The following is an 11,436-nucleotide window of genomic DNA, read 5'->3' as shown; positions in this document are numbered from 1 at the left end:
CATTTCGAGGCCTGGGTCGTTCAGGCCTCGATTTCGTCAGATTTCCAGGTTGTCGATCAGCCTTGTCGCGCCGAGTTTTGCTGCGGTCAGGATGACCAGCGGTTCACCTGCTACGTATTCTTCGCGGGTGGGTGCCTGCAGGTCTACGCGCTTGCGGATGGATACGTAGTCGGGTTGCCAGCCGCGGGCTTGCAGGGCGGCTTTGGCGCTGGCTTCGATGGCGGGGAGGTCGGCGCTGGCGCTGTTGGCGGCCAGTACGGTGTCGCGGACTTCGTGCAGCGTCTTGTAGAGCACCGGGGCTTCGGTGCGTTCGTCGGGCGTGAGGTAGCGGTTGCGCGAGGACAGGGCTAGGCCGTCTTCGGCGCGCACGGTTTCGGCGGGGATGATGTCGATCGGCAGCGCGAACTGGTGGACCATGCGGCGCACGATCATCAGTTGCTGGTAGTCCTTCTTGCCGAACACGGCGACGCGCGGTTGCGCGCACGACAGCAGCTTCATCACTACCGTGCACACGCCCTTGAAGAAGCCGGGTCGGAATTCGCCTTCCAGGATGTCGCCCAGGTCGTGCGGCGGCTCCACGCGGTATTCCTGCGGCTCCGGGTACATGTCGCGCTCGGTGGGCGCAAACAGCACGTAGACGCCTTCCTTTTGCAGCTTCTCGATGTCGTCCTGCAGCGTGCGCGGGTACTTGTCGAAATCCTCATTGGGACCGAACTGCAGCCGGTTGACGAAGATCGACGCGACCACCGGGTCACCGTGCTGACGCGCCAGGCGCATCAGCGACAGGTGGCCTTCATGCAGGTTGCCCATGGTCGGCACGAAGGCCGCCCGGTTCTGTCCGCGCAACTGGTCCCGCAACTCGTGAATGGAGGAAATGACTTTCATGAAGTTGGTGTGCTGGTCGTGGTAGGAGTGCCCCGGGGCGATGTGCGCCGGGAGGCCGGTCCGGTGCTCTAGGTGGCGCCGATTGTCGGCGGATTGTAGAGCATGCGGCCCGAGGCGGGCGGCGCTATTGGTGCGGCTTAGCTGGGAATGTACGCCAATCGCACATAAATCGGCGCGAAGGGTTCGGCCTGGGTGATCTCTACCAGGGCTTCGCGCGATAGCTCAAGCATGGCGATGAAGTTGACCACCACCACCGGCACGCCCTTGCCGGAGCGCACCGCGTCTTCGAAGAGTTCGCTGAACTCCATGAAGCGGGAATGCTGCAGGCGGCGCAGGATGTGGCTCATGTGCTCGCGTACGGAGAGTTCCTCGCGCGAGATCTTGTGGTGCTGGTTGAGCTTGGCGCGCTTGATCACGTCGGCCCACGCGGCTTGCAGGTCGACCACTTCCACATCGGGAAAGCGCGGCGCAATGCTCTGCTCGATGTAGACCTGGGAGTGCAGGAAATCGCGCCCGAGCTGCGGCACCTGGTCGATGCGCATGGCCGCCAGCTTCATCTGCTCGTATTCGAGCAGGCGGCGGACCAGTTCGGCGCGGGGATCCTCTTCTTCGTCGTCGCTGTCGGATTTTTTCACCGGCAGCAGCATCCGCGACTTGATCTCGATCAGCATGGCGGCCATCAGCAGGTACTCGGCGGCCAGCTCAAGATTGCTCTTGCGGATCTGCTCGATATACGTGAGGTACTGGCGCGTCACTTGCGCCATCGGAATATCGAGGACGTTGAAGTTCTGCCTGCGGATCAGGTAAAGCAACAGATCCAGCGGCCCTTCGAACGCTTCCAGGAAGATCTCCAGCGCATCCGGCGGGATGTACAGGTCCTGCGGCAGTTTGAACAGGGGCTCGCCGTACAGGCGCGCGAACGCCATGCCGTCGACGGCGGCCGGCGTGGAATCCCGCTCGGGCGTCACGCTGGGCAGCTCGATTGCTGGCTTGAGCTTGTCCTGCTCGCTCTGGTTCATCTAGGGGCGCTCGCTCGCTCGGGTGGGGCGGGTGCGGCTTTAGTCCAGCGAGTAGACGTACGGCTTTTGCGCCACGCGCGAGGCGTCGGCACGGGCACGTTCTTCGAGGTTGATCGGGCTCTTGTCCCACAGCAGGGCGCGGCCCTGGCGTTGTTCCGCTTCCAGGGAAGGGCGCTCGTCCTTGAGCGACTTCAGGAACTGGGTGATATCCGATTCGTAGGCAGCCATGGCGGGAAACAGGGTGAAATTAACAAACAGCGAGGATTTTACCGTATCGGCGGGCCTGGCAACGGGATTGCGCGCGATTCTGCCGTTTCCATCCCGTGCCCTGGCGTTCGGCGACGGTTGTGGTGGCGGCTGTGGTGACGGTTGCGGCGGTCTTTTTGGCGGCGCCGGACAGGCTGGCCGCGCGGGTGTGGTCAAATATCGACTTTGCGTGACGTGCACCAATCGATGAGGATGGATCCAGGGAACCCGCGCACCATGCTCGCCGGCCTTGCCGCCCCTGCCGGCGGACTGCCGGTGGCGCCGGCCGTGCTGCGCTGCCTGGTGCGCCCGCTGCTGGCGGCCCTGGCGCTATCCGCGGGGTCCGCCGCCGCCGCTTATAAAGTCGAGGTGGATGCGCCCAAGCCGATCAAGGAAATCCTGCAGGACCATCTGGACCTGTCGCGCTACCGTACCCGCGACGATATCTCGCCCGACCAGTTCAACTACATGGTCGAGACGGTTGGCGAGCAGGTCCGCCAGTTCACCTCCACCGAAGGCTATTTCGATCCGCAGACCACCACCAAGGTGGACGGCAGCGGCGACGAGCGCACCGTGCACATCACGGTGGATCCGGGCGCGCGCACGGTGATTCGTGCGGTGGACGTGGGCGTGAGCGGCCCGGCCGCCAGCCAGTCGCCGGAGCAGATTGCCGAAATCCGGGCCAAGTGGGATCTGCCGGTGGGCGCGCCGTTTCGCCAGGCGGACTGGGACAAGGCCAAGGAAGATGCGCTGGTGGCGCTGCAGAGCCATACCTACTATGGCGCCCGCCTGACCGGCTCGCAAGCCCGCATCGAGCCGGACGAGCACGCGGCGGACCTGAGCGCGCGCTTTGCCAGCGGCCCGGCCTACAGCATGGGGGCGCTGAAGATTAGCGGGCTGCGGCGCTATCCCGAGCAGATCATCCGCAACGTCAATCCGCTGTATGAGGGCGAGCCGTACCGCGTGGAGCGCTTGCTGGAATTCCAGCGCGCCATCCAGAACCAGCCGTACTTCTCCAATGTGCAGATCGACCTTGGCGAGCAGGAAACGACGGCCGAGGGCAAGGTCACCGAAGCGAGCACCGCCATCAGCGCCGAGCCAAAAGTCGACATGAACGCCGACAAGGTGACTGTGCCCGTGTATGTCCGGGTGCGCGAGTATCCCGTCCATCGGCTCTCGTCGGGCGTGGGCTACACCACCGATACCGGTGCCCAGGTCGAAGGGCGCTACGCTTACTACAACCTGTTCAACCGTGCCTGGGTGTTCGATTCGCAGGCGCGCATCGAGCAAAAGCGCCAGTACGCGTTCGGCGAGATCGCGATGCCGCCGGATAGCAAGACGTACCGCAATAGCGCCTATGCTAGCTACGAACGCACCATCGACCTGGAAAGCACCGACCTGACCAGCCTGCGCACGGGCCTGAAGCGCTCCCGCTCGCGCGAGAAGTACGACACCACCAGGTCGCTGGACTATTACTACGACAAGCTCCAGCCCTTCGGGCAGGACAGCCAGCTCAGCCGGGCGCTGGTGCCCGCCTTTGCCTGGACGCGGCGCGACGTGGACAACCCGGTGTTCCCGCGTCGCGGCAACGTCATCAGCACGCAGGTGGGCGTGGCCGCCAAGCACATGCTGAGCGACGAAACCTTCTTCCGCCTGTACGGGCGTATCCGCCAGTATGTGCCGGTGGGCAAGCGCGACCTGGTGGTGGCCCGGCTGGAGCTGGGCGCGGACATCACCAACGGCGACGTCACCAAGGTCCCGGCCTCGCTGCGCTTCAGGGCGGGCGGCACGGATTCGATCCGGGGCTACGGCTATCAGTCGATCGGCACCCGCAACGGCGCCAGCGTGCTGCCGGCCAAGTACCTCGGCACCGCGAGCCTGGAATACCAGTACTGGTTCCTGCATGACTGGGGCGCCGCGATCTTCTGGGACGTGGGCACGGCCACCGACAACCTGACTGGCGTCAAGCTCTACAACGGCGTGGGCGTTGGCGCGCGCTGGCGCAGCCCGGTGGGGCCGGTGCAGCTCGACGTGGGCTACGGCATCCAGGCGAAGCAGTTCCGCCCGCATATCTCGCTGGGAGTCGCGTTCTGATGATCGTTCCGACCACGGCGATGCGGCCCGGCCGCCAGCACGGCGACCTCAATCAACGCAGCTGCAGGGCATTTGCCGCATGAGCATTCCCGACATGCCTCCCGTTCCCGCTCCCGGCGATGTTCCGCCCGGGCCGGCGCGGCCGCGCCGCATGCGCTTCGGGCGCTGGCTGGCGTGGTGCGCGGTGGTGCTGCTGGCGCTGGTGCTGGCGGGGGTTGCGGCGGCGGTGCTGGCCTTGCGTACGGAAGCCGGCACGCGCCAGCTATGGTCGCTGGCCACGCGCCTGTCCGCAGGCGCTTTGTCAGGCAAACTGGAAGGCGGCACGGTGGCCCACGGCCTGCGGCTGCGCGATGTGGTGTTTGCCAGCGGCGGGACGCGCGTGACGGTCGACCGTGTCGATGGCAACTGGTCCTTCAACTGGTCGCCGACCCGCTTGCATGTCAGCTCGCTGCGCGTTGGCGCCGTCACGCTGCGCTTGCCGCCGTCGCCGCCTGACAGCGCGCCCGCCACCTTGCCCAAATCGCTCGACCTGCCATTGGCGGTGGACGTGGATACGCTCACGCTGGACCGCCTGGCCTGGCTCCAAGGGCCGCCGGCCACGCCCAGCGAGATGGTGTTCAGCGACCTGGCGGGCTCGCTGCATTCCGACGGGCAACGCCACCGCGTCAGCGTGGAGCGGCTGGTCACGCCATACGGCAAGCTGGCCGCCAATGCGCAGATCGCCGGCCAGGCGCCGTTTGCGCTGAACGGCGCCGCGTTGCTGGAGGGCAGCTGGCAGAAGGAATCCTTCAGCATCAGCGCCCATGTGAGCGGCTCGCTTGCCGCCCTGCGCGCGCAAGCCGAAGCCAGCGGCGATCGCCTGCGCGGCCGTGCCGAGGCGGACCTGACGCCGTTTGGCAAGGTCCCGTTCACCCATGTGCTGGTCAACGGCGAGCACATCAATCCGCGCTTGTTCAGCCCGTCGGCGCCGCGCGCCAATCTCTCCGTGCAGGCTGAGTTGCGCCCGGTGGATGGCGCGGCCGCGCCGGCGCCGGCCGCGGCGGCCAGCGCCCCGGCGGCATCGGCAGCGGCAGTTGCCACCCCCGCCTCCGCGCCCGCTGCCAAGCCTGGCAGCGCCCACGACAGAGCGCCCCTGCGCGTGGCGGGCGACGTGCGCATCATCAACCACGAAGCCGGCAAGCTCGACGCCGAGCGCCTGCCGGTGGAATCGGTGCAGGCGCATATCGAGGTCAGCGAGGCGGCGCAGATGGTGCGCGACCTGCACGTGGCGCTGGCTGGCGGCGGCGAGATCCGCGGCGGCGGCGCGCTGCGCGATAGCCGCGGCGGCTTCGACCTCGACGTGCGCAACCTCGACCCGCAGGCCCTCTATGGCAGCCTGAAGCGCGTGCGCCTGTCCGGGCCGGTGAGCTTGCGGATGGAGCCCGGCCGCCAGAGCGTGGCGCTGGATCTGGCCGGCGGCGAGTACAAGCTTTTCGCCGACGCGCACATGGACGGCGAGGCGGTCACGGTGACCTCGCTGCGCGCCGGCATCGGCGCAGGCACGCTGAACGCCGACGGCAAACTGTCGCTCAAGGACGAGCAGCCCTTCACCTTCAAGGGCAAGCTGACGAATTTCGACCCGGCGCGCGTCGCCGAGGTGGCGGCGGGCCGCATCAATGCGGACTTCACCACCAGCGGCACGCTAGCGCCTGGGCCGCGCGTGGCGCTGGACTTCGCGGTGCGCGACAGCGTCTATGCGGGGCTGCCGATGCGTGGCGAGGGCAAGCTGCGCCTGGACGGCGAGCGCTTGCTGCCGAGCCAGGCCACGCTCGAGATGGCGGGCAACCAGGCCCAGCTCAATGGCAGCTTTGGCGCGCGCGGCGACCGCCTGAAGCTGCACGTGGACGCGCCCCAGCTCGACCGGCTCAAGTTCGGCGTGGCCGGCGTGCTCAAGCTCGACGCGGACATCACAGGCACGCTGGCGCGGCCCGAGATCGTGGCCAGCTATGACGCGAAGTCGCTGGTGGTCGGCCCGCACCACGTGGCCAGCGCCAGCGGCAGCGCCGAGTTGCGCGGGGGCTGAACGGCACGCTCGCGCTGAAACTGAACGCCCGCGACTATCGCGGCCCGGTCGCCACGCTGCGCACGCTCGATGCCACGCTCAGCGGCACCCAGGCCAGCCACACCTTCGACCTGAAGGCGGCCGGCGCGTTGCACGACAAGCCGATGCAACTCGCCTTGTCGGGGCAGGGCGCCTGGCAGGGGGCGGCCGGCTGGAAGGGCACCATCCTCACCCTGGAGGAGCGCGGCACGGTCAACGTGCGGCTGATCGCGCCGACGCAGCTGCAGGTGGCGGACCAGCGCGTGCGCCTCGGCGCGGCCGGCCTGCAGTTCGAGCGCGCCCGCGTGACTGTGGATAGCTTCGATTTCGACCACGGCCGTATCCGCACCCAGGGCAACCTGGATGGCCTGCAGATGGCCAACGTGCTGCGCCTGGCCGAGGCCTTGACCGGCGAAGCGCCGCCGGTGCGCTCGGACCTGGTGCTGGACGGCCGCTGGAACATCACGCTGGCCGAGACCGCCTCAGGCTTTGCCGAGCTGCGCCGGCGCAGCGGCGACGTCTCGGTGAGCGCCGGGCGGGGCTACACCACACTGGGCCTGGGCGAATCCGTGCTGCGCGCCGAGTTTGCCGGCAGCCGCATCAACCTGAGGGGCGGCATCGAGGCCGCGCGGGTCGGCAAGGTGGTGGTCGATGCGTCCGCCGGGCTGATCCAGGAGCAGGGCCTGATGACGGTGACGCCGGCGTCCACGCTGGCGGGCAAGGTCGCGCTGGATGTGCCGAAGATCAAGTCGCTGGAGGCGCTGAGCGGCCCGCAATACGCGTTCGATGGCAAGCTGGCGGCAGTCCTGCAGCTGGCGGGCACCGTCGGGCAGCCCCTCGTTACCGGCACGATCGACGGTACCGGCATCGCCATTACGCTGTACGACGAGGGCATCCGGCTGACCGATGGCATCGTGCACGTGGTGCTCGACCAGAACACCATCGAGCTGAAGCAGGTGGAGTTCCGTGGCGGCGACGGCAAGATCGTGGCCACCGGCAATGTGAAGCTGGGCGACACCGATCCCAACCTGACCGGCAAGATCGTGGCCGACAAGCTCCAGCTCTTTGCCAGCCCCGAGCGCACGCTGATCATTTCCGGCGATGCCAGCATTGCCAATGAGAACCGGCAGATCGTGATCCGCGGCAAGTTCCGCGTGGATCGCGGCTTGTTCGACCTGCCCAAGGCCGGCGCCCCGGAGCTGGGCGACGACGTGGTGGTGGTGCGCCGGCGCGACCAGCGCGAGATCAAGACCGCGGCCACGCCGGTGCCGGAGGCCAAGCCGGCCAGCCGCTTCAGCCCGCTGATCGACCTCACGCTCGACCTTGGCGACAATTTCCGCTTCCGCGGCGCTGGCGCGGACCTGCGCCTGGGCGGGCAGCTTGGCGTGCGCAGCGCGCCGCTGACGCCGCTGCGCGCCACCGGCACCATCCGCGTGACCGACGGCACCTATGAAGCGTTCGGGCGCAAGCTCAACATCGAGCGCGGCATCGTCAATTTCAACGGGCCGGTGGACAATCCCAACCTCAATATCCGCGCCATGCGCCGCAACCAGGAAGTGGCGGCGGGGGTGGAGGTGACCGGCACGGTACGCCTGCCGCGCGTCAAGCTGGTGTCCGAGCCGAATATGCCGGAGGAGGATAAGCTGTCATGGCTGATGTTCGGCTACGGCGCGGAAGGCGCCGCGGCCGGACAGCAGCAGCAACTCAGCGCCGGGGCCCTGGGCGGTGCCGCGCTGGGCATGCTGGGCGGGCGCGCGGGCAAGGGGATCGTGCAGCATCTGGGCATCGACGAGTTTTCGATCGGGCCCAGCACGGCCGGCCTTAACGACCAGCAGGTGGTCAGCGTGGGCAAGGCCGTGACCGAGAAGATCTCGGTGGGCTACGAGCAGAGCCTGACCAGCGCCAGCAATGTGGTCAAGCTGACCTGGGCATTCTCGCGGCGCTGGTCGCTGATTGCCAAGGGCGGCTCGATCAACGGGCTTTCGGTGCTGTTCAACCGCCGCTTCGACAGTTGGGGTAATTTGTTCACGGGCGCGTCCAACCGCGCCGGAACCGCGAGGAGCCAGACCGATGCCAGCCAGGATACCGACAGCATTGCAACGGACGCAGCGCCAGGCAGCAAGCCTGGCGCCGCCTCGGACGCGCCCGCGCCTGCGCGGCCCTGAGGCGCGCAGCGCCTTGATTTGCGTGCCCCCACCTCCGCCACTGCCGCGTCTTATCGACGCCTTGCCGCCATGGGACTGATTTCCTCCGTGCTCGCCCTGTTCGGGTGCGACCAGCAAAAGGTCGACGAAGCCATGAAGAAGGCGGGAGACACCGCGCGCGCCACCTGGAACTCGGTCAAGCCCGACAGCCAGCTCTTCAAGGGCATCGTGGTGGGCGAGTCCAGCGAGGAAGACGTGCGCCGCCAGGCCGGGCGCCCGGAGATCACCTGGGAAGAAGAGGACGGTGGCCGTCGCCTGGAGTACCCGCGCGGCCCGGAGGGCGCCACCACCTGGATGGTGACGATCGGCGCCGACGGCACGGTGCGCGCCATCCAGCAGGTGCTGACCGCGGAGAACTTCGCGCGCGTGCGCGCTGGCATGAGCCGCGACGATATCCGCCGCCTGGTAGGCAAGCCCACCAAGGTGGAAGCTTTCGCGCTCAAGAAGGAAGAGGTGTGGGGATACCGCTGGTGGGAAAGCTCGCAGGAGAAGGCGTTCTTCAACGTGCATTTCAACGCCGACGGCAAGGTGACGCACACCTCGCGCAGCGACGAGAAGCTGCAGGGCGGTTAGCCGGCGGCGGCGGTTGCGGTTGCCACCGCCGCCGCCGCGACTGCCGATGCGCTTAGGCGATGCGCTTAGCCGATGCGCATGCCCGGCACCGCGCCTTCGTGCGGCTCCAGGATCCAGAGTCCCGGCGTGGCCTTCTCATCCGCTGCCGATGCGGCCAGCACCATGCCCTCGGACAACCCGAACTTCATCTTGCGCGGGGCCAGGTTGGCCACCATCACGGTGAGCTTGCCCACCAGCTGTTCCGGCGTGTAGGCCGACTGGATGCCGGAGAAGACATTGCGGGTCTTGCCTTCGCCCAGGTCCAGCGTGAGCTGCAGAAGCTTGCTCGAGCCTTCCACCTTCTGGCAGTCCACGATCTTGGCGACACGCAGGTCGATCTTGGAGAAGTCGTCAATGGTGATGGTGTCGGCGATGGGCTCGATCGATGCCGCGCCGGCATCCGCTTCACCGGCGGGCGCGGTGGCCTGCAGCGAGTCGCGGTTGGCGGCCAGCAGCGCGTCGACCTGCTTGGCATCCACGCGCGCCATCAGGTGCGAATACGGCTGCACCGGGCGCGAAGCCGACAGTTGCTTGTCGATCGCGCGCCAGTCCATCGGCTCCACATTGAGGAAGCGCTCCACGCCGGCGGCCATCTGCGGCACCACCGGCTTGAGGTAGACGGTGAGCAGGCGGAAGGCTTCCAGCGAGACCGAGCAGGCCGCGTGCAGGGCCGCGCGCTTGCTTTCGTCGCGTGCCAGCTCCCACGGCTTCTCCGTGTCGACGAAGGCGTTCACCGAGTCCGTGAGCTCCATCACCAGGCGCAGCGCCTTGCTGTACTCGCGGCCTTCATAGAACTGCGCCACCTGCGGCGCGGCTTCGCGCAGCTGCTTGAGCAGCGGATGGGCCAGCGCGGCCTCGTCCACCACGCCGTCGAAGCGCTTGACGAGGAAGCCGGCGGCGCGGCTGGCAATGTTGACGTACTTGCCGATCAGGTCGCTGTTCACGCGCGCGATGAAGTCGTCGAGGTTCAGGTCGAGGTCTTCCATGCTGGCGTTGAGCTTGGCGGCGAAGTAGTAGCGCAGCCATTCCGGGTTCATGCCGGTGTCGATATAGCTCTGCGCGGTGATGAAGGTGCCGCGCGACTTGCTCATCTTGGCGCCGTCCACCGTCAGGAAGCCGTGCGCGAACACGTTGGTGGGCGTGCGATAGCCCGAGAAGCGCAGCATCGCCGGCCAGAACAGCGTGTGGAAGTACAGGATGTCCTTGCCGATGAAGTGGTACTGCTCGGCGGTGGAGTGCGGGCCCACCCAGGCGTCGAAGTCGATGCCCTTCTTCTCGGCCAGGTTCTTGAAGCTGGCGTAGTAGCCGATCGGCGCATCCAGCCACACATAGAAATACTTGCCGGGCGCGCCGGGAATCTCGAAGCCGAAGTAGGGCGCATCGCGCGAGATATCCCAGTCAGACAGGGTGGAGGCCTCGCCTTCGGCGCCCAGCCATTCCTGCATCTTGTTGGCCGCCTCCGGCTGGGCCAGGTCGGCCACCCACTCGCGCAGGAAGGTTTCGCAGCGCGGGTCGGACAGCTTGAAGAAGTAGTGCGCGGAGGACTTGCGCACCGGCGTGGCGCCGGACACCACCGAGTACGGGTTTTTCAGGTCGGTGGGCACGTAGGTCGTGCCGCAGACTTCGCACGAGTCACCGTACTGGTCCTTGGCGCCGCACTTCGGGCACTCGCCCTTGATGAAGCGGTCCGGCAGGAACATGTTCTTGACCGGGTCGTAGAACTGCTCGACCTCGCGCTCGGCGATCAGGTCCTCGGCCTTCAGCGCCAGGTAGATCTTCTCGGAGAGCTGCTTGTTCTCCTCGGAGTCGGTGCTGTAGTAGTTGTCGAACGACACCATGAAGCTGTCGAAATCGCGCTTGTGCTCGGTCCACACGCGATCGATCAGTTCCTTGGGCGTAATGCCTTCCTTCTCGGCCCGCAGCATCACCGGGGTGCCGTGCGTGTCGTCCGCGCCGACGTAGTAGACCTCGTTCGCCATCATGCGCTGGAAGCGCACCCAGATGTCGGTCTGGATGTACTCCACCAGGTGGCCGATATGGATCTGGCCGTTGGCGTAGGGCAGGGCAGAAGTAACGAGGATGCGACGTGCGGTCATGGAAAAATTGCCGGTCAGGAGGGGTTGGACGGTAAGGCGGGGGTGTCGCCGCCAAAGTCGGGCGGGCACCGTGAGAGGGCTATTCTAACAAGCGGGGCGGCGAGCGCGTGCACTGCGCAGGGGCGTGGCGCGAAGAGAGGGCTTTGGCTGGTGTTTAGTGACGCAAAATGCACTCAATAAGCTGGGGACAAAAAAAGCGC

7 protein-coding genes and 1 pseudogene are annotated in these 11,436 nt (G+C 67.1%); 4 read left to right on the top strand and 4 right to left on the bottom strand.

What is annotated here, in order from left to right; all coding sequences use genetic code 11:
• Positions 1–36: 36 nt before the first annotated feature.
• The 3 genes from panC to OMK73_RS23175 all read right to left on the bottom strand — a co-directional run bounded on the left by panC (position 37) and on the right by OMK73_RS23175 (position 2,132).
• Positions 37–885, bottom strand: coding sequence for a pantoate--beta-alanine ligase (gene panC, locus OMK73_RS23185; protein WP_267604101.1), 849 nt, complete (start codon positions 883–885; stop codon positions 37–39).
• 137 nt (positions 886–1,022) lie between these two features.
• Complete coding sequence (locus OMK73_RS23180) at positions 1,023–1,904, bottom strand: segregation and condensation protein A (protein WP_267604100.1); 882 nt, start codon at positions 1,902–1,904, stop codon at positions 1,023–1,025.
• 39 nt (positions 1,905–1,943) lie between these two features.
• Positions 1,944–2,132, bottom strand: coding sequence for a DUF3460 family protein (locus OMK73_RS23175; RefSeq protein WP_006160566.1), 189 nt, complete (start codon positions 2,130–2,132; stop codon positions 1,944–1,946).
• On the opposite strand from OMK73_RS23175, the gene OMK73_RS23170 reads away from it, so the two are divergent.
• From OMK73_RS23170 to bamE, 4 genes and pseudogenes are all read left to right on the top strand, one after another.
• A complete protein-coding gene (locus tag OMK73_RS23170; protein WP_267604098.1) occupies positions 2,131–2,361 on the top strand; it encodes a hypothetical protein in 231 nt (76 codons plus the stop codon). The genes OMK73_RS23175 and OMK73_RS23170 overlap by 2 nt on opposite strands.
• Positions 2,362–2,387: 26 nt before the next feature.
• Entirely contained in the window at positions 2,388–4,244 is a 1,857-nt protein-coding gene (locus tag OMK73_RS23165; RefSeq protein ID WP_267604097.1) for an autotransporter assembly complex protein TamA, read from the top strand.
• A 79-nt stretch (positions 4,245–4,323) separates the two neighbouring features.
• Positions 4,324–8,489: pseudogene (locus tag OMK73_RS23160) on the top strand (translocation/assembly module TamB domain-containing protein).
• A 69-nt stretch (positions 8,490–8,558) separates the two neighbouring features.
• The gene (gene bamE / locus OMK73_RS23155; RefSeq protein ID WP_267604096.1) at positions 8,559–9,101 is read left to right on the top strand and encodes an outer membrane protein assembly factor BamE domain-containing protein; all 543 of its coding nucleotides are present in this window, start codon (positions 8,559–8,561) and stop codon (positions 9,099–9,101) included.
• Positions 9,102–9,166: 65 nt separating this feature from the next.
• On the opposite strand, the gene metG is transcribed toward bamE, so the two are convergent.
• A complete protein-coding gene (metG, locus tag OMK73_RS23150) occupies positions 9,167–11,236 on the bottom strand; it encodes a methionine--tRNA ligase (protein ID WP_267604095.1) in 2,070 nt (689 codons plus the stop codon).
• Positions 11,237–11,436 lie beyond the last annotated feature (200 nt).

It is taken from the genome of Cupriavidus sp. D39, from assembly GCF_026627925.1.
GTDB classification, from domain to species: Bacteria; Pseudomonadota; Gammaproteobacteria; order Burkholderiales; family Burkholderiaceae; genus Cupriavidus; species Cupriavidus ulmosensis.
The sequence above is the reverse complement of the archived record's forward strand: the minus strand, read 5'-3'. Positions and strand labels throughout refer to the sequence as shown.

What these genes read in the sequence shown, in the direction of transcription:
- panC (WP_267604101.1), bottom strand. Translation starts at nt 885, where the DNA reads ATGAAAGTCATTTCCTCCATTCACGAGTTGCGGGACCAGTTGCGCGGA.
- OMK73_RS23180 (WP_267604100.1), bottom strand. Translation starts at nt 1,904, where the DNA reads ATGAACCAGAGCGAGCAGGACAAGCTCAAGCCAGCAATCGAGCTGCCC.
- OMK73_RS23170 (WP_267604098.1), top strand. Translation starts at nt 2,131, where the DNA reads ATGGCGGGAAACAGGGTGAAATTAACAAACAGCGAGGATTTTACCGTA.
- OMK73_RS23175 (WP_006160566.1), bottom strand. Translation starts at nt 2,132, where the DNA reads ATGGCTGCCTACGAATCGGATATCACCCAGTTCCTGAAGTCGCTCAAG.
- OMK73_RS23165 (WP_267604097.1), top strand. Translation starts at nt 2,388, where the DNA reads ATGCTCGCCGGCCTTGCCGCCCCTGCCGGCGGACTGCCGGTGGCGCCG.
- bamE (WP_267604096.1), top strand. Translation starts at nt 8,559, where the DNA reads ATGGGACTGATTTCCTCCGTGCTCGCCCTGTTCGGGTGCGACCAGCAA.
- metG (WP_267604095.1), bottom strand. Translation starts at nt 11,236, where the DNA reads ATGACCGCACGTCGCATCCTCGTTACTTCTGCCCTGCCCTACGCCAAC.